Source organism: Myxococcus sp. NMCA1 (assembly GCF_026810205.1).
In the GTDB taxonomy this organism is placed as follows: Bacteria; Myxococcota; Myxococcia; order Myxococcales; family Myxococcaceae; genus Myxococcus; species Myxococcus xanthus_A.
In genome coordinates this window covers 599,841-621,170 of sequence record NZ_CP113950.1, presented here as the reverse complement: position 1 = coordinate 621,170, position 21,330 = coordinate 599,841, and the positions used below count along the sequence as shown (strand labels likewise).

Below are 21,330 nucleotides of genomic sequence, written 5' to 3'. Positions count from 1 at the left end.
TTACGGTTTTGCTGAGCAACGGAATCCGGAGGGCAGACACATGCATCACACTCGGGAGATACCCAGGGAAGGCTGGGGGGACTACCTCGCCTTGCTGAGCAACCTGGAGCGCGACCACTGGGTGCGCATCGAGACGGAGAGCGCCGACTTCGGCGACCAGCCGCTCGCCGGCAGGCTGCCGCTGGTCGAAATCGCCCTTGAACCGAAGGGGAGCGACAAGGGCTCCGTGGAAATCATCGTCGGTCGGCCGGGCGGAGAGGTCACCCACCGCATCCTCAAGCCCGACCACATCTACGCGGATGAGAGCGAGAGCGGCGAATTGGAGTGCCTGGACATCGAGGACGCGGACCACGTGAAGACGCTCATCTTCTTCGAGTCGCCCCACGCGACCGAGGAGCTGGGCGTCGGCGCGCCGTCCTGACGGCGGGCAGCGCGCGAACGCGATGAGGCCGGAAGGCACCCGCCCGAGCAAGGGGTGCCCTCCAGCCAGCGCGCCCTTCCTGGCCGGGCCTCACGGCGCGGCCAGGGCGGCGGTCCCGCATCGTGGGACTACGGGTACAGCGCGCGAGCGCCCTGCTTGTCCAGGGTGGTGAGCACCAGGTCACCCGTCTGGGTGCCAGCGCACTGCGGGTAGTGCATGACGGACGCGCGGTCATACGTCGTCGTCAGGGCGCGCCACGCGTTGTCCTCGAAGCAGCCGCTGCCCGAGGAACGCGTGTGCTCGTGACGGAAGCCCAGCACGTGGCCCAGCTCGTGACGCATGATGCCCGTCAGCGTCCAGGGGGAGATGCTGCCGAAGGCGGAGTTGTCCACCAGCACGTTGCGGCCCGAGCGCGCCGAGTTCGGGAAGAAGGCGCGCGCCAGGTAGCTGCCGCCCGCGTTCACCGGACGTACGTCGAAGAGCACGTTGTTGTTCGAAGCGGTGCAGGACCCGTCCTGCGCGGTCACGTGGGTGAAGTTGACGTTCGCGGTGGCCTCCCAGGCCGCCGTGGCGCTGTTCATCGCCGTCACCACACGCGACTTGTTGCCGGAGAAGGTGCTGCTGACGCAGTACGTGAGGTTGCGCGCCTGGGTGGCGTTCCACTTCACGTCCCCGCTGACGGCCTTGGTGGGGCTGGTGTTGTAAACGGCCAGGCCGCCCCGGCTGGTCCCCGTCTCCGCCGCGACGTGGTTGTCGAAGAAGGCCCGCAGCTCCTCCTCGCTGTCCAGCGCCATGTCACCGTCGAAAATCAGCTTGCCCTCGGGATCCTCGTACACCGAGGCCCGGAACTCCTCCCACGTCATCTTCGGCTGCTCGGACTCGGAGGCCTCCGGGCCACCGCACGCGGAACCGAGAAGGGCCACACCAGCCACCAGCGCAACGGAGCGGAACTTGAGCATCTTGGGGTTTCCTCTGACGCCTACTTCGGGGGACGCACCCGCCGCCCGGCGATTCCGCCAGCCGCGGCCTGGAGCGCTCCGCCCTTGAGCAACCGCCGCGCCAATCTGACGCCCAGAGGACAAAGCAAGATTTCATGACATTGCATGGACTTTCGATATTCCAAGTTTGAAGCCAAAGAATGTAAACATCCCTGACGGCGCGCCCGGCAACATGGCGTCAGCACGGAGGAATCGCGTCCGTCGAGGGTGTCGCATCCAAACCAGACAGTGCTGTCTGTTTATCGGTCACCTGCCCCGTGGGGCAGGTCCGCTGCGCCCGGGGAGAAAACCACCCGTTGCAAAATGCCAGACATTGGCAAGATGCATTCCCAGACAGCCTGCGTCAACCCCTTCAACGCAGCAGGGCCGGATTCATTCAGCCAGCGCCGGCACACGGGGGCCAACGGCCGCCGGGGTTGATTCCCGACGCCCCGGGGGCGCTGAGGACTGCGCGCTCCATGCGGGCGTGATAGGCGGAACGGGAGGGCCCCGCCGTTCGCTATGCACCTGTTCGACATCCCCGCGTGGTTGGAGGTGGCCTGGCCCCACGTGGTGGCGGCGCTGACCGTGCTCATCAGCGTGGTGGCCAGCGCCCATGCGGTGCTGCACAAGCGGGACGTGCGGGCCGCGGTGGGCTGGGTGGGGCTGGCGTGGCTGGTGCCGGTGCTGGGCGGGGTGCTGTACGTCCTGCTGGGCATCAACCGCATCCGGCGGCGGGCGCGGTCGTTGATGCTGAAACAAGAGCACGGCCGCTTTCCGCCACTGTCCCAGGTGGCGCCCGTGAAGGCGGAGACGGTGAGCGGCCCCCACCCCGAGGCCGCCCCCCTGGCACCCCTGGTGCGGCTGGGGGACGCGGTGGTGGGACGGCCGCTGCTGCCGGGCAACCGCCTCACCGTGCTGGAGTCCCGCCGGGACGCCTACCCCGCCATGCTGGAGGCGATTGACGCGGCGCGCACGACGCTGTCGCTGTGCAGCTACATCTTCGACAACGACATGGCGGGCCGGCGCTTCGTAGAGGCGCTGAGCGCGGCGGTGAAGCGGGGCGTGGAGGTGCGGGTGTTGGTGGACGCGGTGGGCTCGCGCTACACGTGGCCGCCCATCCTGGGCCGGCTGCGGCGAGCCGGCGTCCGCGCCGCGCGCTTCCTGCCGTCGCTGATGCCCTACCGGCTGCCCTTCGCCAACCTGCGCAACCACCGCAAGCTGCTGGTGGTGGACGGGCGCGTGGGCTTCACGGGCGGCATGAACATCCGCGAGGCCTTCTGGCCCGGCGAGCACGCCGCCGTGGACCTTCACTTCCGCGTCGAAGGACCGCTGGTGGGACAACTCCAGGAGACCTTCGCGGAGGACTGGGCCTTCACCACGCGCGAGCGGCTGACAGGCGAGGCCTGGTTCCCGCCGCTCACCGAAGCGGGCTCCGTGCTCGCGCGGGGCATCGCGGACGGCCCGGACGAGGACTTCGAGACGCTGCGCACGGTGCTGCTGGGGGCCCTGGCCACGGCGCGGACGTCGGTGCGCATCGTCACGCCCTACTTCCTCCCGGACACGGCGCTCATCACCGCGCTGAGCGTGGCGGCGCTGCGCGGCGTCCAGGTGGACATCCTCCTTCCCGAGAAGGGCAATCTTCCGCTGGTGCAGTGGGCCGCCTACGCGCAGCTCTGGCAGGTGCTGCGGCCGGGCTGCCGCATCTTCCTCACCGCCCCGCCCTTCGACCACACGAAGCTGATGGTGGTGGACGGCGTGTGGTCGCTCATCGGCTCGGCCAACTGGGACCCGCGCTCGCTGCGGCTCAACTTCGAGTTCAACGTGGAGTGCTACGACGCCGCGCTGGCCACGCAGCTGGAGGGCGTGGTGGCCGCGCGGCTGCGCAACGCGCGGCCCCTCACGTTGGAGCAGGTGGACGCGCGCGCCCTGCCCATCCGCCTGCGGGATGGGCTGGCGCGGCTGCTGTCGCCGTACCTCTAGAGCAGGGCGCGGCGGACCCGCCAGAAGGTCTCCTTGGCGGCACGGTAGCCCCGCGAGTCCTGGGGCAGCAGCATGCGCAGCAGCTCCGCGGACTGCGTCTGCAGGGGCCGCACGCAATGTGTCTCCACTTTGGCGCGCAGGAAGCCCAGCGGGTCGCGCTTGCGGTAGTCCGCGAAATAGGTCCGCAGCTCGTTGCGCGTGCGAGCCTGCCCGTTGTCCGCGTACTTGGCCACATAGGGACTGAAGTCCGGGTAGAGCCGTCCCGCGCCGAAGTCGCCGTGCAGCGTCGTCTTCATGAAGTTGCCGATGAGCAGGTCGTCGAAGACCTGGTAGCGCACGGCCGACATCAGCGAGCCGCGTGGCACCTCGAAGGTGATGCCCCGGCGGAAGCGGCGCTTCTGGAATTCGATGACGTGCTCCCGGCCCCCCACGCGGAAGCGCAGGAAGTCGAGCGTGCGCCCCAGGTGCTCCACGCCGAGGAAGTAGGTGGTGAGCGCCGTCACCTCGTCCGTGTCCAGTGAATCGCTCCAGTCGTCGCCGAAGGCCTTGGGGTCCACCGGGCGCAGGACGCGCTCCCGGGGCTGGATGCGCTCCGTCTGACCGCGGATGAAGTCGTGGCGGATGAACGCGGGCAGCAGCGAGCAGGTGCGCGACTCGAAGCCCCGGCCGTAGTCCTCCAGCCGGGTGGTGTACTCGGAGGCCCAGATGCTGTCGGCCCGCTGGTACTTGTGCATGGAGCTGAAGGGGACGAAGTAGCGCACCCCGTAGAACTCCGCCTGCCGGGCAATGCTCCGCCCCACGGGCGTCTTCGCCGCGGCATAGGGCTCGATGCGATGCCCGTCCTCGGTGAAGAAGTTGATCATGTCCGCGTCGCCATACCCGGACAGGGCCAGGAGATACGACTCCTGATACCCGCTGACCACCTTGCGCACGAAGTGGCCGGCACCGCGGTCCCCCGCGTCGTTGAGGTTGACCAGCAGCCGCCCGCCCAGGTCCACCAGCAGGACCGCGTCCTGGTTCACGTCCGGCAGACACATGACGCGGATGCGCGGTGACAACTGCGTCCACACCCGGTCCGCCAGCACGTGCACCTTGAAGCCCTGCTCGCGCAAGTCATCGCGCATGCGGTTGCCGAAATGGTTGGGCACCAGCAGCGTGCGCGAGCGCAGCGCGCCCAGCGATTCCATGCTCAGGTGGTCCGGGTGGCCATGGGACAGCCACACGTAGGGACAGGCCTGGATGGCCTCGCGCTGCGCCGCCGGAATCTCATGCGACAACGTCCAGCTCCCGAAGTACGCGCTGCCGTCCGTCCACGGGTCTGTCACCAGCACCGGACCGTGGTCGTGGCAGATGAGCGTGGCGTTTCCAATCGTCTCGAAGCCCAGTTCCATCGCGTGCCCCCCTCTTCACCCTGCGTCCGCTCACAAGTCCGCTGGCTTGGCCGGACCAACGTGGCGATGGGCGGACGCCGCCTGCACTGCCCGCCAGCGCGGTGAAGAAGATTCGTTGCCTGGACGCACGCTCTCCGTTCCTGCGGGCGTGCGGACACGGCCCCTTGCGCCCGTCCCGCGGACTTGCGCTGGAATCTCCGTGGCGCGCGGAGGGAAGCGCCCTTCCCTTCGTGGGAAGGACGCCTCCTTCCTCGCGGGCTTCCGGGCTCAGCTCCTGCGCGCCACGAGGGAAAGAATCTGCGCGCCGTAGCGCTCCGTGAGGGAGGGCCCCACCCCGTGGATGGCCATCAACTCCGAGCCATTTTCCGGACAGGCCGACGCAATGGCCTCCAGCACCCGGTCGGTGAGGATGCGGAAGGCGGGCACGCGCCGCTTGCGCGCCTCCGCGAGCCGCCAGGCCTTCAAGGCCTCCACCATCTTCGGAGAAGGCTCGGCCGCGGCGCGGCGGCTCGAGGAGGCACTCGGAGCCCCCGTGCTCCGGGACGCACGCGGCGCCCCGGCGGTGCTCTTCGAGGGAGCGTTCGCGCGCCAGTGCGTCGACGGGTCTTCCTCATGGGATTCGGATGCCGTGCGCCGCGTCGCGGCCCCGGCCTTCGCGCGGACCGTGCGTTTCTTGGCCGAGGACCGCTTGGCGGTGCCCTTCTCCGCGCCCTTGCCCCGCTTGCGCTTCGCGGCCTTCTCCAGGGGCAACGGCAGGACCACCTGCTGGGGGTCCACCGCGCGCGTGCGCCGGCCCTCGTCCGTCAGGGCGAGGCGCTGGAACGAGATGACCTGCCCGTCCTTGTCGAACGAGTCCACCTCCAAGCGCGTCAGCCCGGCGCGGACCAGTCCGCCCACCAGCCGCTCGAAGTCGCGCCGTGGCAGGGACTCTCCGAACAGCTCGCGGTGGAGCCGTCCGGTGGCCTGTCCGTCCCGCTCCTGGAGCGACTCCAGGATGCGCTCCAGCCAGTGCCGCTCCGCGGAGGTCGGCTCGGCGAAGCGCAGCGTGGCGCAGGCCTCTGGTGCGCAGACGTCGCACAGGCCGCACGGCTCACCCGAATCCTGGGTGTCACCGAAGTGCCCCACGAGCTGCTTCATGCGGCAGCCATGGGCCTCCGCGTAGCGCCCCATCTGCTCCAGGTGCAGCAGCTTGCGATCGCGCTGGGCCGAGTACGACGCGGACCAGCCCGGCTTCCCGCGCATCACCGTCTCGTCAGGCGTCATGACGACGCCGCCGTGAATCCAGAGCTGCTCCAGTGCCTTGTCGAAGACCTCGGGGTCTCCTCGCACGCGGCCCTGGAGCACGGCCTTGGGCTCGAGCTGCGGCGCCGTGGACTTGAACAGCCGCTCCAGCACGTACGCCTCCGGGTAGTCGCGCCGGTGGAAGAACTCGTGCGTGCGCCGGTCGATGTACGAATGCAGCAACACCGCGCGCGACGGCTTTCCATCGCGGCCCGCGCGGCCCAGCTCCTGGTAGTAGCCCTCCAGGCTGGCGGGGAGCGCCGCGTGGATGACGGTGCGCACGTCCGCCTTGTCGATGCCCATGCCGAACGCCGTGGTCGCCACGATGACCTCCAGCGAACCCCGGAGGAACTCGGCCTGCACCCTGTCTCTCTCCGAAGGCTGGAGCCCCGCGTGATAGGCGGCCGCGGGGAAGTCGCCCGCGAGCTGGTCCGCGAGCTGCTCGGCGTGCTTGCGCGTGGCCGCGTAGACAATCGCGGGCCGGTTCTCCTCGTCCTGGAGCAGGCCCTGGATGGCGTCGCCGCGCGCGCCGGGGTTCAGCTCCCGCACCTCGATGGCGATGTTGGTGCGACGGAAACCGTGAATGAAGGTGCGCGCCTTGCCCCCGGGGCCTTGCAGGCCGAGCTGCTGGACGATGTCCCGCTGCACGTCCGGCGTGGCGGTGGCGGTGAGGGCCACCACGGGCGCGGGGCGCAGCAGCGGCAGGCGCGAGCCCAGGAGCCGGTAGTCCGGGCGGAAGTCGTGTCCCCATTGGGAGATGCAGTGGGCCTCGTCCACCGCGATGAGCGCGGGCGTGCGGCGCGCCAGGAACTCCACGAAGCCCGGGACGCCGAGCCGCTCGGGCGCGATGAACAGGAAGTCGAGCCGGTCCTCCAGGTAGTCCGCGCACACCTGCCGCGACATGGCCCGGTCTCTTCCGGAGTGGATGCGGTCCGCCGCGAAGCCGAGCGACTGAAGCCGCGCCACCTGGTCCTCCATCAGCGCGATGAGCGGACTCACCACCAGCGTGGTGCCCGCGCGCGCCAGACCCGGCAACTGGTAGCAGAGCGACTTGCCCGCGCCCGTGGGCATCACGAGCAGCAGGTCCTCTCCCGCCGTGGCCGCGCGGCACACGGCCTCCTGATACGGCCGGAAGTCCGAGAAACCGAACGCCTCCTTCAACAGCGGACGCAGCGCCTCGGGCGCCGTCGGCGCACGCCGGACGCGCTCCGGCCGCTGCCCGGTGGACGCGGCAGACGCAGGGGTCCTCGCGCGGTTCGCTGGAGCGCGAGCGGCGCCAGCGTCCCCCCAGGCCCCAGCGTTCCAGCCCGCGCCATCCGCTCGCGGAAGACGTGAGGCCGGTCCGCCGCCCGGTGACATGGCGGAGGACGGAGGCTCGTCACGAGGCTCCGAGCGACCGACGGAGGCCGAGGTCCTGCTCCGCCGCGTCCCGAAGAGCGGCTCCGAAGGCTCCAAGAACGCCCCCTGGCGTCCCTGTCCCGGCATGCCCGCGGAAGCATCCGCCAAGCGCTCAGCAGAGGACTCCGCGAATGCCCCCTGTCGGCCACGTCCCGACATACCCGACGTGGCATCCGCGGAGCGCTCGACAGAGGACTCCGCGAACACAGCCTGCCCACCAGGGCCACGCGCTCCCGCGCCAGCGCCGTGCGCCGCAAACGCACCTTCCGCACCCACCACTCCGCTCGCCACCGTCGCCGCGCCGTCCTGTCCCCAACCCGCGCCAGGTGGCGCCCCCATTACCTCGTTGCGCGGAGGCCTTTGCGGCGCGGTGGCGCCATGGCCCACCACCTCGATGACATACGCCTCGATGCCGCGAATGAACTCATCGAGCTGGCCCTCTCCGCGCTCGATGCGCTGGAGCCACGCTTCCCACTGGCCCGTCATGGCCGGCGTCTTCACATCCGGGTGCACCACCTGGATGAGATGGATGCCCTTCTCCGTGGCCTCCATCACCTTGCCCCGGCGGCGCAGGTACTCGCGGTCCAGCAGCACCTCGATGATGGCCGCGCGGGTGGCGGGCGTGCCCAGGCCCGTCTCGCGCATCGCGTCCGCGAGCTCCTTCTCATCCAGCGCCCGCCCCGCCGACTCCATGGCCGTCAGCAGCGTCGCATCCGTGAAGCGCGGGGGCGGACGCGTGCGCTTCTTCACCGCCTCCACGTCCTCCACCGACTGCGGCTGCGCGCGCTCCAACCCCGACGGCAAGTTCTGAGGCTCGTCGTCCGGCTCCCGCTCCCCGTCCTCGCCCTTGCGTCCCTCCGTCTTCAGACGCGGCGCCTTCTGCCCGCCGCCAATGTCCAGCACCTTCCAGCCCACCCGCTCCACCTGGGTGCCCGTGCTCTGGAAGCGGTCCACCACCGGCGGCGCCCCTGCCGACGTCACCGCGGTGATGACGGTGGTGACACGCCAGACATGGTCCTCGTGCCACGCCTGGAGCAACCGCCGGCACACCAGGTCATAGACGCGCTGCTCGTCCGGAGACAGCCGCACCCCACCCGGCGACGTGGGCGTGGGGATGATGGCGTGGTGGTCCGTCACCTTCGCGTCATCCACGTAGCGCTTGCCCAGCGCCCGAGCCCCCGTGCCGACGGCCAGGTCCTCCTCATAGGGCGCGCGGATGGCGTTCACCACCTCCGGCAGCGTGTCCGCCACCGTGCGCGACAGGTGCCGGCTGGCGGTGCGCGGATAGCTCAACAGCTTGTGCTTCTCGTAGAGCGCCTGCGCCACCTCCAGCGTGCGCTGCGCGCTGAAGCCATAAAGCCGGTTGGCATGCCGCTGAAGCTCCGTCAAATCGTAGAGGAGCGGAGGCGCCATCTTCTTCTGCTCCGCCTCCAGCGATTCGATGACGGCCCGCCCGGCGCGCACGCGGTCGATGATGGCCTGCGCCTCCACGCCGTTCGCGTCCAGCCTCCGCGCCTCGCGCACGCCTTCGAAGCCCGGGGGCGCCACGGGCTTGCCGTCCGGCCCCGAGCGGAACCACGTGCCCTGGTACCGCGCGTCCGACGGCACGCCCTTGGCTTTGGGCGCGAAGGTGGCCACGACCTCCAGGTAGTCACGCGGCACGAAGTCGCGGATGGCCAGCTCGCGCTCCACCACCATGGCCAGCGTGGGCGTCTGCACCCGGCCCACGCTCAGCATCTCTCCGTGGCCCCCGTGCGCCAGGGTGTACAGGCGCGACAGGTTCATCCCCACCAGCCAGTCCGCCCGGCTGCGCCCCATGGCCGCGGCAGCCAGCGCTTCGTATTCACGGCCGTCCGCGAGCCGGCGGAACCCGTCCTGGATGGCCCGCTCCGTCAGCGACGACACCCACAGCCGCTGGACCGGCTTGCGGCACTTCGCCGCGTCGTAGATGTACCGGAAGATGAGCTCGCCCTCGCGCCCCGCGTCCGTGGCGCACACCACCGAGGACACCTCCGGCGCGTTGAGCACCTGCTTCACCACCTCGAACTGGCTGCGCGTCTCCTTGGAGACGACCAGCGGCCAGTCCGCCGGGAGCATGGGCAGCAGCGCGCGGCTCCACTTCTTCCAGTCCGCGCGAATCTCATGGGGCTGCGCCAGTCCCACCAGATGTCCAATGGCCCACGTCACCACATAGCCATTGCCGCGCAGCCAGCCCTCACCGCGTTCGTTCGCCCCCAGCACCCGCGCGATGTCGCGCGCCACGGAGGGCTTTTCCGCCAGCACGGCCAGCAGGGAGGAGCGGCCTGGGGACGCCTTCGCACCACCGTCCCAGCCTCCGAGCCTGTCCTCCCGGGGCGTCTCGCCCATCTCTTCCCACCTCATGTGCCCTGTCCCCTCCCGCCCACCACACCACCCACCAGGGAGGGAGCCTGGAGACGCAGTGTGAGCCACTCCCCTATCGTGTCAGGCTGACATCTCCGAGTCCCGCCTCGCCCTACCCGTAGCGCCTGCTCGCCCCACGTCCCACCCGCCACCTTCCAGGTCTCTGAGAAGATGCGGAAAATCCACCCCGCCAACACCCACTGAAACACGCCAGACACGCTGGCGCGCTCGCGCAAGCAATTGGCGCGGAGGCGGAAAACTCCGTCCTGGGTCTGAGCCAGTATGCCCTTGTCGCCAGTCACTTCGGCGGACCGAACGGGGGGAAGACGCATGTCGCACGTCGCGTATGGACCGGGCCGGGGGGCATCTGGGGGAAACACGAGGCTCGGTGCAGTGTCGCACGGCGACAAGGGAAGCAGGGCCACGGCTCAACGGCCGGGGCGCTTTTCCCGGGGGGAGTGGCTCGAGGCCACTGGGGGGGCTTTGGAGGGCATCGTCATTCCGGAGCTGGCCACCTTCGCGGGGGCGAAGCGGGCACAGCTGGCGGTCCTGGCGAATTCAGCCGTGACGGCAGCCATCCAAATCCAGTCGAGGGACGTAACGCGGGTGGCGTCCATGCGCCCGCAGACGTTCGGACGCGCTCAGACGCAGGCACGGCTGCGGGCCCTCTCACGGCCCGCGGTGCCCTGGGACGCAGCAGGACAGGTGAAGGGGGGGCCTCGGCTCCCCCGAGTGACGGTGCTGGGGGCACCGGGCAAGCGCACCTGAAGGGGCCGTAAGCGGTGTAGGGGGAAGGTGTCACACGCAGCTTCGCTGGAGGGGTCCAAGGCCCTCCGGACACACACCAAGGGCGGGTAGGAAGACGGCGCCGCGGGGGCGGCAAAGTCTGTGGAAGGGGGACCCGGGGTCACGCTCGCCAGAGGGGGAGGGCGAACCCGATATATGGGTCGAAATCCGAGGGATGCTCCGAGTCCATCGGGGCATCCCTCGTTGCTTTGCGGGGCACCCGGCCCGTGCGCTCACTCCACGAGCAGCGCCGCCGAGCCCGTCACGGCGCGGTGAAGGGTGAGCCACAGCGCGTTGCCGGCGTCATCCACGGAGGCGAAGCAGTGGTACGGGTAGCCGGACAGCATGGCGTCGTCGCCATAGCGCGGGAACTCGCGGAAGCCCACCGCGCCGAAGTTGTTCCCCCAGGCAGCAAACCGCGCTGCCCCACCCTTCCTGTCAAACCCGCGTCCACAGACGCAAGGACGGGCAGTGCGAGGAGGCGCTTCACCTGCCCCCAGCCGCCCGTCCCCGCGCTCGAAGGCTCGCTCAGCCCGCGTTGGCGGTGCCGCGCGCCTGGTGCCACGCGGCCAGCACTTCCTTCTCGCGCTCGGCGGACAAGCCGGAGCGCGGCTTCGCTTGACGCTCGGGAGGCAGCGCCTTGAACCAGGCCAGCGTTTCGCGAATCGTCTCCGCGGCAGGGCGGAACGTGATGCCCGCCGCCAGCGCCTTGGCGATGCTCACCTTGCCGATGCCGCCCTCTTCACCGTTGCGCGGCACCCAGGCGGGCATGTCCGACCACGCCTCCACCTTGTGCTTCGTGAGGAAGTCGGTGTCCACCCACGTGAAGCGTGCGTCGCTGCCCAGGGCCGTCTTGTTCGCCTCCAGGAAGTCCCGCATCAGCAGGTCCTGGCTGGGGCCGGTGGCGTTGAAGATGCCGGTGGTGCGGGCCTCCACGGAGCGGATGATGAACGCCGCCAGGTCCCGCGCGTCGATGAACTGCAGCGGGTCCACGCCGTCACCGGGCGCCAGGACCTCACCACCGCGGGCCACGCGCAGGGGCCAGTAGGTGAAGCGGTCGGACGGGTCATCCGGCCCGACGATGAGGCCCGGCCGCACGTTGAAGACACGCCCCGGCAGGGCGGCCTCGGCGGCCTGCTCGCACAGCGCCTTCAGCGCGCCGTAGTGCTTCTCCACATCTTCGGTCGCCGTGTCCTCCACCGTGGCGACGGCGGCCGTCTCGTCGAGCCCCTGCCGCGACAGCTCCTTGTAGACGGAGATGGAGGACACGAAGGTGTAGTGCTGGACGTGGGGCGCCAGCAGCTCCGCGGAGGCGCGCACGATGCGCGGCACGTAGCCGGAGGTGTCCACCACCGCGTCCCACTTGCGGCCCTCCAGCGCCTTCAGGCCCTCGCCCTTGTTCGGGTCGCGGTCGCCCGTCAGCTTCTCCACGTCCGGGAAGAGACCCGGTTTCGTCTTCCCCCGGTTGAAGAGCGTGACGGTGTGGCCGCGCGAGCGCGCGAACTCCACCAGCGCCGGGCCCAGGAACGCGGTGCCGCCCAGGATGAGGATGCGCAGCGGCGCGGCGGGCGCGGAGGACTGCTCCCCCTGCCCCTGGGTGGAAGACGCGGTGCCGGACGTGCCCGTGGTGGCGCACCCCATGGCCCAGAGCGAGCCGGCCGCGGCCACTCCCTGAATCACACTCCTGCGAGACAGCGTCATGCGGGATTCCTCCTGCGTGTGTGGACTGACTGCGTGTGGATGACCGCTAGCGGGCCGCGGCCTCTTCAGGCACCGGCGCCTCGGGCGCGGCGGACGGCACCGGCTCCGCCTGCCGCCGCTGGTGGCGCGCGAGGTACAGCGACACGCCCAGCCACAGCCCGGCCAGGGGCACCGCCGCCAGCGACAGGCCCGTCATGCTCAGGCCCAGCTTCGTGAGGCCACCCTGGAGCCAGGCGCTCACCGTGTCGCTGCCGCGGTACACCACCGTGTCGATGAAGCTCTTCGACTTGTAGCGCGCCTCGCGGTCCACGGTGGTGAAGAGGACCTCGCGCGAGGGCCGCTCCAGCGCGTAGTGGCTGGCGCCGCGCACCGCCTTGAACAGGATGAGCACGGTCAGCACCGGCATGGCGGCCAGCCCCAGGAAGCCCAGGCCTGTCACCACCGGCGCCACGGCGAGCCCCGCCCCCAGCCCCAGCCAGGAGATGACGCGTCCCGTGACGAGCGTCTGCAACCCCAGCGTGGCCAACTGCACGTAGAAATCGATGTCCCCGAAGAGGGCGGTGCGGCTGGCCGCGTCGTTGCCCATCGCGGCGACGAGCCGCACCTCCTGGAAGTAGAGGAACGTGGAGGTCGCCGCGTAGAGCAACACCTGGAGCCCCAGCGCCAGCAGGAACGGCGACGTCACGATGAGCCGCAGCCCCGCGAGCACGCCGCCGCCCACCGGGCCCTGCGCCGCGGCGGGCTGCTGCTGGACGTCCTGGGCCCAGCCGCTCAGCCGGCGCACGCACTGCGCGCTCACCTCCAGCAGCACCACCGAGATGAGGATGAGATTCACCGGACCTACCGGCTCGGCGAGCCGCCCCACCAGGAAGGGCCCCACCAGCATGCCCGTGGTGCCACCCGCGGCGATGAAGCCGAAGAGCCGCTTGCTCTGTCCGCTGGCGAAGACGTCCGCCATGAAGCTCCAGAAGATGGAGACGACGAACAGGTTGTAGACGCTCAACCAGACATAGAAGACGCGCGCCACCGTCTCCCGCGCCACCCCGAGCTTCAGCAACACGAAGAAGCCCAGCAGATTGAGCAGGAAGAAGCGGTAGATGCGAGGAATCACCACCCGCCGGGGCCAACGCGACACCAGCGCGGAAAAGGCTGGCACCGCCGCGAGCATCACCAGGAAGGTGGCGGTGAAGAGCCAGTCCAAGCCCTTCACGCTGCCCGCCGTGCCCATCTCATTGCGGATGGGCCGGAGGATGGCATAGCCACACATCAGCGTGAAGAAATACAGGAACGACCAGCGGACGGCGCCGACTTCCTCGTCCCGAACGTCCACGAATCGCCTGAGCATGGAGGAATTCACGTGAGCGGCCCAACGAGGCCCCGGGCAACGTATTCCCAGGACCTCCATAGTGGAACGAGCGCAGCGGGAAGATGTCGCAAGGATTACGCGCCGGCGGAGAGGACCTCGCGGAGCGCCGCCTCCACCCGGGGCAGCGCCTCCTCGATTTCCTTCACCGACGTGGCCCCCACCGACAGGCGGAACCAACCCGTGTCCGCGTCCAGCCCGAAGGCCTGGAAGGGCACCACGCCCAGGTTTGCCTTCTCCAGCAGGAGCTTGCGGATATCATTGTTGGAGCGCAGACCGCCCTTGCCCACCAGGTCGAAGCGCACCGACAGGTAGATGGCGCCCTGCGGCGCGATGTGCTGCACCGGCAGCCCCGCCTCGCGCATGCGCGTGAGCCCCTTGTGCAAGGCCTCCAGCCGCGCTTCCACGGCCTTGCGCATCCCCACCAGGAAGGTCTCCATCGCCGCGGTGTCGTCCAGGTAGCGCGCCACCGCGACCTGCTCCGCCTTGGGGGCCCAGGCGCCCACGTGGCCGAGCACGTCCCGCATGCGCGCAATGATGGTCGGCGGTCCCACGCCCCAGCCCACGCGCACGCCCGTGGCGGCGAAGGCCTTGGAGATGCCATCCACGAACACCGTGTACGGCGCCACCTCCGGCACCAGCGACACCGGCGTGACGTGCCTGGCCGCGCCGAAGCTCAGCACCCAGTAAATCTGGTCGTACATGAGGATGAGCGGCTTGCGGCCCTGCTTCTCGCGCTCGCGGTTCTCCGCGACGACGCGCTCGCAGATGGCGCCCAGCGCATCCGGCTCAATCATGGTGCCGGTGGGGTTGAGCGGGCTGCACAGGCACAAGAGGCGCGCGGCGCCCAGGTGCGGCGCCAGCTGCTCCACGGTGGGCATGAAGCCCCGCGCGGCGTCCGTCACCACCACCGCGCTCTTCGCGTCCATCATGTGCGCGTAGTGGTTGTTGTTCCACGAGGGCACCGGGTAGACGACCGTCTCCCCCGCGTCCAGCACGCTGCGGTACGTGCCGTAGATGATGGGCCGCGCGCCTCCCGCGATGACGATGCCCTCCAGCGGATACTTCAGGCCCAGCGAGCGCTCATAGAAGCGCTGCACGGCCTGACGGAGCTCCAGCACGCCATCCGACGGCGGGTAGTTCGTCTCGCCCGCCTGGAGCGCGGCGGTGATGTACTCCCGCAGCGGGTCGGGGATGGGGAACTCGCGCGGGTTGAAATCGCCCACGGTGAGGTTGCACACCTTCTGCCCCTTGGCGGCCCGCTCGCGAATCTCCGCCGCGATGCGGAGGATTTCGCTGCCGACGATGCCACGCGCCATCGTTCCCACGGTGGCGTCGTCCTTGGAGGGACGGGGAAGAGAGGTCAGGTCGAGGGGGGCCATGCGAGGGTGCTCTCCGGTTCGTGCGCGTTCGGGGGCCGCGCGGACAACTTGCGGCGCGGACGATAGTCGCGGCCCCGCTGTCCTGTGTCATGCATTCGTGGTGACGGCGGCCCTCCGGGGCAACCGGTCCTCCGTGAAAATTTCCAGCGCTTCCGGGTCCGTCCACGGGTGTTACCTTTGCCCGCTTTCCCGTCGTGACGCTGGCCCCCGGGCCATCGCCCGTGCGAGACGATGGGCCGCAGTCCTGAACTCGCAGGCCCTGCCAGGAGGGGAATGATGACGCGGTCCGGACGCAGGATGACGTCGCTGTGGTTGGCCGGGTGTCTGGCGTTCGCCGGGTGCTCCAAGAAGGAGGAGCCCGCCGCGGCCACTACCGGCGCGCAGCCCCAGCCCGAAGTCCAAGCGCCGCCCACCTCGCCGCCCCCGGGCACCATTCCACGCGAGGGCGAGGCCGCCGCCAGGCCTCCCGTGCACACGGCCTCGATGGGTGACAGTGAGACCAAGCCGCCTTCGGACGCCCCCGCGGGAGACGCTCCCGCCGAGGACCCGAAGAACCGCGAGTGGACCACCACCCCGGTGTCGCTGAAGCGGCGCCCGGCCCAGTCGGTGACGCTTCGCTCGGTGCGCGCTGGCACGCATGCCGACTTCGACCGCGTGGTGTTCGAGTTCGACGGGCCGCAGGTCCCCGGCTACCAGCTCCAGTACGTGGACAAGCCCATCATCCAGTGTGGCTCCGGCGACGAGACGCCTCTGGCCGGCAAGGGCTTTCTCCAAGTCACCCTGTCACCCGCGCGCGGCCATGACGACCAGGGCCGCGCCACCGTGGCCGCGCTGGAGATGAAGCCCAAGCTGCCCACCCTGCTGGAGCTGGTGCGCACGTGTGACTTCGAGGCCGAGGTGACGTGGGTGCTGGGCACCAAGGCGCCCAACGACTTCCGCGTCATGGAGCTGCACGACCCCACCCGCCTCGTGGTGGACGTGAAGCACTGAGGACCACACGTCACCCGGCCCGCAGCTCGCGGGCCAGTGCGTCCAGTCCTTCCAGCAAGCGCTGGTGCCGCGCGAGGGCCGGTGCACCCTGGGCCCGCAGCGCCATGGCGAGCACCGCGGGCAGGTTCACCGCGGCGTCCCCCTTCAGCCGCTCGCGGTACTGTCGCGCCCAGTCCTGGGGCACGCGCAGGGACCAGTTGCGTTCGTCCACCGTGCCGGGTGCGTTGTACGTCTCCGGCATCCCGAGCAGGTCGGTGAAGAACATCATCACGTTGCGCGCGCGACTGGCGAACAGGTCCGCCACCTTCGCCTGCGCCAACCGTCCCGGGCTCGTGGACAACTCGCGCGCGAAGGCCTCGCGTTCCGAGGGCTCAGGGCACAAGCGGACCGCCAGGTACTCCGCCTGCGCGCGCAACGTGCCCTTCCATTGCCAGTCCGCCACCAGACGCCACAGGGACTTCGTGTCGTGGTTGCCCACCATCACCCAGTCATCCGGGCCCACGTTCTCACTTCGGTACACGTCCGACGGGTCGTGCAGGTCCGCCTTCTGCGTCACGCGGAAGCGGCCCAGGCCGTACTGCGCCAGCACGCGCTCCAGCGGGTACGGCAGCGTGCTGAGCACCTCCGCGAGCAAGTCCCCCACCTGCCGCCCGTTGCGGCGCGACGCCTCCACCACCGTGTCGAAGAGGACGCTGTAGCGGCGCACCTGTTCGGGCGCGAGGTCCTTCACCCAGCGGTCCGCGTAGCGCGGCACGGCGCGGTCCACCTGCGCCGGGCGCACGAGCGCGAAGCGCGCCAACTCAGGGTGGTCCGGCAGGTCCGGTGACGAGAAGAGCCGCGCGCCATGTTGCACGGACCACAGCGCGTCCGGCAGGTCCGCGCGGTACACCCACGGGCACACCAGTCCGTGCGGATGGTCCAGCCGCAGCCCGTCGTATTCGCCGAGCATCTTGTCCATGCGCGCGTTCATGAAGCGCAGCACGGGCCCGTTGCGGCTCCCGGCGTTCGCCCCGGCGTCGTCCGGCTCGAAGTACTGCTCCGGGTCCATCACCGGATAGTTCCACGGCTGACCGTCCGGGTTCGTCCTGCTGGGCGGCGCGCCCATGAGGTAGGTGCGCAAGAAGAGGCCCTGCCAGGCCCACGCGTCGCGCGGCGACAGGCCAATCTGGAGGTCGCCGTACAGCTTCAGCCGCCATGCGCCCACGCGCTCACGCAGGCCGTGGTGCTGCGCATGGACCAGGAACTGACAGAAGGCGTAGCGCTCCAGCGTGTCCGCGTAGCGCAGCTCCAGCTGCGTCAGGCGCGCGACGGCGGCCGCTTCCTCCTCCGGGCGGGGATTCCACAGCCGCCCGTCCAGCGAGTCCGCCCAGCGCCGCCAGTCCGGCTCGCGCTTCTCCTCGCACAGCACGTCGAAGAGGGCATCCCGCACCAGCCAGGCCCGGTGCTGCTGACGGAAGGTGTCGAAGCGCGAAGCCAGTGCCCGGATGGACGGAGCGGCGTCCGGCGCCGCACGCTTCCGCTGGAAGGTGCGCCACGCTTCGTTCAGCAGCGTGGTCTGCGCGCGGAAGGCGTGACGGAAGCGCTCCCCGGGGGGCAGCGCCAAGGGACGGCTGGCGGCGAGTTGCGCCACGCGGCCCGGTGGCAGCAGCGCGCCCCAGGGCTCGGGGGCCTCCAGCGGCGCGAGCGCCACGTTGAGGAGGTTTCGCGAGAAGAGCGTGCCGTCATACGGCGAGGCGTTGAACTCCGTCACCTGCCCCTGCGGCCCCAACTGGATGCCGTTGAAGCCCAGCTCCCGGGAGAACGCGAGGAAGCGCGCCGCTCCTTCCGAGTACGGCGAGCCCCAGCCCGTGTCCTCTTCTGGAAGGCTGGGGAAGCTCGGGTCGTGGATGCTGAGCACCCAGTTGCGGACGTCGAGCGCGGCCAGGGCTTCGGTGACGAGTCGGTGGTGATTTTCAGGCAGCAAGGCGCGAGACATGGCGGAAGGGGCTGACCCTATGGCCCCTGGCGCGATGCGCCAACCGTCCTGTCGTCCCGAGCCCGCCCGTTCGTTGCCGAGCCCTCAATCGTGCCGCGACTGAGGGGCGGGCCGCGGCTCTCCACGGCCGCCGCCCCCACCCGGAATGTGTGGCCGCTGTTCAGGAGGCTTCATCCGGAAGAGCTTGCGCAGCATGCGGATGAACCACGTCCGGCCGTCCACCAGGATTTCGTACACGGTGGGAATCACCAGCAGTGTCAGCAGCGTGGACGTCATCGTGCCGCCAATCACCGCGCGTCCCAGCGGCGCGCGGAAGTCGCCGCCCTCGCCCGCGCCGATGGCCACCGGCACCATGCCCGCCACCAGCGCGAAGGTCGTCATGATGATGGGGCGCAGACGGATGCGGCCCGCTTCGATGAGGGCCTCGCGCAAGGGCATGCCCTTCTCGTGCGACCACTTGGCGAAGTCGATGAGGAGGATGGCGTTCTTCGCGACGATTCCCATCAGCAGCATGATGCCGATGAGGCTCATGAGGTTGAGCGTGTCACCGGTGATGAGCAGCGCCAGCACCACGCCGATGAGCGACAGCGGCAGCGAGATGAGGATGGCCAACGGGTCCAGGAAGGAGCCGAACTGGATGACCAGGATGAGGTACATCAGCATCAGCGCCATGCCGAGCGCGATGAACACGCGCATGAACACCTCGGCCTGGTCCGCGGACTCGCCGCCCGTCGTCAGCATGTAGCCCGGCGGCAGCGTCACGCCGTCCAGCCGCTTCTGGATGTCCGCGCCCACCTCCGACAACGAGCGCCCCTGCACGTTCGCCTGCACGTTGATGACGCGCTCACGGTTCAGGTGCGTCACCTGCGCCGGGCCCAGCGTCTGACGGATGTCCGCCACCTGCCCCAGCGGCACCAGCCGGGGCGGCCCGCCCGCCGCCGCGCCCACGGAGATGGGCAGCTGCGACAAGTCGTTGGGGTTGTCACGCGCTCCCGGCGCCAGCCGCACCATGACGTCTCGCGTCTCTCCAATGGGGTCCACCCAGTCGCCCACGTCCAGGCCCGCGAAGGCCGGCCGCAGCACCTGAGCCACCTGCCCCACCGTCACGCCCAGCTGTCCGGCGAGCCCGCGGTTCAGCTCCACCTCCAGCTCCGGCTTCTGCCCTCGCGTGGACAGGCCCACGTCCACCGCGCCGGGCACCTGCTCGACTTCCTTCTGGACCTGCTGCGCCAGCTGCGTGAGCACCCGCTGGTCCGGGCCGCGCAGCTCGTACTGAAGCTGCTTGAAGGCGCCGCCGAAGCCCGAGGTGAAGACGGAGACGGTGGCGCCGCCAATGCGCTTCATCTCCTCGCGGAATTGGACGCCCAGTGCGTCCTGGCTCACGTCGCGCTCCGCCTTCGGCTTGAGCCGCACGTACACCAGGGCCTGGTCCACGCCGGGCGCGCTGAGCGCCAGGGGCACGCCGATGGTGGCATAGGTGTAGTCCACCTCCGGGTGGGCGCGCAGGGTGCGCGTCACCTCGTCCACCTTGCGCCGCGTGTACTCCAGGCTGGAGCCCGGCGGCGTCTCCACCAGCAGCTCCACCTCCGCGCGGTCGCTCACCGGCACGAAGCCCGCGCCGCCCACGGTGCCCTGGAGCACCAGCGCGCCCACCAGCGAGCCCACTGCCACCAGCGCCATCACCAGCCGGTGGTCCAGTGCCCAGGCGATGACGTGCGTGTAACGCTCCGCCTGCCGGTCGAACCAGGCGTTGAAGCGGTTCAGCGTCCGGGTGATGAAGCCCGGGTTCTCCTTCTTGGGCGGCTCCGGCCAGTACGCGCTCAGCATCGGGTCCAGTGAGAAGGACACGAACAACGACACCAGCACGGCGCAGGCGATGGTGAGGGCGAAGGGCTTGAACCACTGGCCGGCCACGCCGTACATGAAGGCCACCGGCACGAAGACGGCGACGATGGAGAAGGTGGTCGCCGACACCGCGAGGCCGATTTCCGAGGTGCCCTCGCGCGACGCCGTGTAGTGGTCCTTCCCCATCTCCACGTGGCGGACGATGTTCTCTCGCACGACGATGGCGTCGTCGATGAGGATGCCGATGGCCAGCGTCAGGCCCAGCAGCGACATGGTGTTGAGCGTGAAGCCGAAGGCCCACACGCTGATGAAGGACGCCAACACGCTCACCGGCAACGCCAGACCGGTGATGACGGTGGAGCGCCACGAATTGAGGAAGACGAAGACGACCAGCACCGTGAGCAGCGCGCCTTCCACCAGCGCGGACTGCACGTTGTGCACGGCGCTCTCCACGCGGACGCCGGCGTCGCGCACGATTTCGAGCTTCACGCCCGCGGGGAGCCGCTCCTGGAGCGCCTGCACCCGCTCACGCACCGCGTCCGCGACCTCGGTGGTGCTGTAGCCCCGGGCCTTGAGCACGTCGATGCCCACCGCCTGGGCGCCGTTGAAGAGCGCCAGCGTGCGCGGCTCCTCGGCGCCGACGAAGACGTCCGCCACCTGCTCCAGGCGGATGGCCTGGCCGTTGCGCGAGGCCACCACCATGTTCCGGAAGTCCTCCACCTTCTCCAGGCGGCCCTTGAGGCGGATGGACTCCTCCGTCAGCGGCGCGTTGATGCGGCCCACCGGCGCCGCCAGGTTCAGCGCCTGGAGCGCCGCCACCACCTCCGCTACGGACAGGCCCGCGGCCTGGAGCGCCTCGGGCTTGAGTTGCACCGTCATCTCCCGCGCCACGTCACCGACGACCTCCGCCTGGGCGACGCCGGGCACCGAGCGCAGCTCGCCCACCACCGTCGGGTCCGCCACCAGCGACAGCGCCGCGACGTCCAGACCTTCCGAGGTGAGCGTCAGGGACACGATGGGCTGGTCCGCCGGATCGAAGCGCGTGAGGATGGGCTCCTCCATCTCCTGCGGCAGGTCCGCGCGCTTGCTGGAGATGGCGTCCCGGATGTCCTGCGTCGCCTCCTGGATGTCCTTCTCGAAGTCGAAGAACACCGTGAAGGACGCCAGGCCGTCCGTGGCGATGGACGTCGTCTCCTTCGGGTCCACGCCGCTGATGGCGAAGATGGCGTCCTCGATGGGCTCGAGGATTTCCCGCTCCACCGTCTCGGGTGATGCGCCTGGATAGACGATGGTGACGCTCACCACCGGGGGCTGGACGTCGGGGAATTCGTCGGTCTCCAGGAGTCCCAACGACACGAGACCAAAGACCACCAGCGCCAGCATCGAAGTGATGGTGGTGATGGGCCGCTTGATGGCGAAGTCTGAAATGAACACGGACGTGACTCCAGGCTTGGA

At 69.9% G+C, this 21,330-nt stretch carries 13 protein-coding genes; 4 read left to right on the top strand and 9 right to left on the bottom strand.

The genetic code is table 11. From position 1 onward, the window contains the following. Positions 1 to 40: 40 nt before the first annotated feature. Positions 41 to 421, top strand: coding sequence for a DUF5335 family protein (locus OZ403_RS02760; RefSeq protein WP_174258619.1), 381 nt, complete (start codon positions 41 to 43; stop codon positions 419 to 421). A gap of 128 nt (positions 422 to 549) precedes the next feature. On the opposite strand, the gene OZ403_RS02755 is transcribed toward OZ403_RS02760, so the two are convergent. After that, the gene (locus tag OZ403_RS02755; protein WP_174258618.1) at positions 550 to 1,380 is read right to left on the bottom strand and encodes a M57 family metalloprotease; all 831 of its coding nucleotides are present in this window, start codon (positions 1,378 to 1,380) and stop codon (positions 550 to 552) included. Positions 1,381 to 1,920: 540 nt separating this feature from the next. Between OZ403_RS02755 and OZ403_RS02750 the strand changes: the two genes are divergently transcribed. Then, positions 1,921 to 3,381 (top strand): phospholipase D-like domain-containing protein, encoded by a 1,461-nt coding sequence (locus tag OZ403_RS02750; protein WP_140852941.1) that lies wholly within the window; start codon positions 1,921 to 1,923, stop codon positions 3,379 to 3,381. Here the strand turns inward: OZ403_RS02750 and OZ403_RS02745 are convergent. Both OZ403_RS02745 and OZ403_RS02740 read right to left on the bottom strand, forming a co-directional pair. Further along, positions 3,378 to 4,772, bottom strand: coding sequence for an MBL fold metallo-hydrolase (locus tag OZ403_RS02745; RefSeq protein ID WP_140873118.1), 1,395 nt, complete (start codon positions 4,770 to 4,772; stop codon positions 3,378 to 3,380). The genes OZ403_RS02750 and OZ403_RS02745 overlap by 4 nt on opposite strands. Before the next feature lie 267 nt (positions 4,773 to 5,039). Beyond that, positions 5,040 to 9,833: a DNA topoisomerase 3 gene (locus OZ403_RS02740; RefSeq protein WP_268783409.1), complete on the bottom strand. Its 4,794-nt coding sequence runs from the start codon at positions 9,831 to 9,833 to the stop codon at positions 5,040 to 5,042. Positions 9,834 to 10,316: 483 nt separating this feature from the next. Between OZ403_RS02740 and OZ403_RS02735 the strand changes: the two genes are divergently transcribed. Beyond that, complete coding sequence (locus OZ403_RS02735) at positions 10,317 to 10,601, top strand: hypothetical protein (protein ID WP_140786964.1); 285 nt, start codon at positions 10,317 to 10,319, stop codon at positions 10,599 to 10,601. Between the two features lie 251 nt (positions 10,602 to 10,852). Here OZ403_RS02735 and OZ403_RS02730 read toward each other — a convergent pair whose 3' ends face one another. The 4 genes from OZ403_RS02730 to OZ403_RS02715 form a co-directional block, all read right to left on the bottom strand. After that, positions 10,853 to 11,005: a hypothetical protein gene (locus tag OZ403_RS02730; RefSeq protein WP_268783408.1), complete on the bottom strand. Its 153-nt coding sequence runs from the start codon at positions 11,003 to 11,005 to the stop codon at positions 10,853 to 10,855. Between the two features lie 142 nt (positions 11,006 to 11,147). Then, the gene (locus tag OZ403_RS02725; RefSeq protein WP_140797084.1) at positions 11,148 to 12,320 is read right to left on the bottom strand and encodes an NAD-dependent epimerase/dehydratase family protein; all 1,173 of its coding nucleotides are present in this window, start codon (positions 12,318 to 12,320) and stop codon (positions 11,148 to 11,150) included. Between the two features lie 46 nt (positions 12,321 to 12,366). Beyond that, positions 12,367 to 13,665, bottom strand: a complete 1,299-nt coding sequence (locus tag OZ403_RS02720) for an NTP/NDP exchange transporter (protein ID WP_237077987.1) — start codon at positions 13,663 to 13,665, stop codon at positions 12,367 to 12,369. A gap of 95 nt (positions 13,666 to 13,760) precedes the next feature. After that, positions 13,761 to 15,065 carry a pyridoxal phosphate-dependent aminotransferase gene (locus tag OZ403_RS02715; protein WP_140786955.1) on the bottom strand — a complete coding sequence of 435 codons (1,305 nt, stop codon included), beginning with the start codon at positions 15,063 to 15,065 and terminating at the stop codon, positions 13,761 to 13,763. Between the two features lie 276 nt (positions 15,066 to 15,341). On the opposite strand from OZ403_RS02715, the gene OZ403_RS02710 reads away from it, so the two are divergent. Beyond that, positions 15,342 to 16,055, top strand: a complete 714-nt coding sequence (locus OZ403_RS02710; RefSeq protein ID WP_442929802.1) for an AMIN-like domain-containing (lipo)protein — start codon at positions 15,342 to 15,344, stop codon at positions 16,053 to 16,055. 10 nt (positions 16,056 to 16,065) lie between these two features. On the opposite strand, the gene OZ403_RS02705 is transcribed toward OZ403_RS02710, so the two are convergent. Both OZ403_RS02705 and OZ403_RS02700 read right to left on the bottom strand, forming a co-directional pair. Next, positions 16,066 to 18,030 (bottom strand): 4-alpha-glucanotransferase, encoded by a 1,965-nt coding sequence (locus OZ403_RS02705; RefSeq protein ID WP_268783407.1) that lies wholly within the window; start codon positions 18,028 to 18,030, stop codon positions 16,066 to 16,068. 84 nt (positions 18,031 to 18,114) lie between these two features. Next, positions 18,115 to 21,309, bottom strand: a complete 3,195-nt coding sequence (locus tag OZ403_RS02700; RefSeq protein WP_268783406.1) for an efflux RND transporter permease subunit — start codon at positions 21,307 to 21,309, stop codon at positions 18,115 to 18,117. Positions 21,310 to 21,330: the final 21 nt, after the last annotated feature.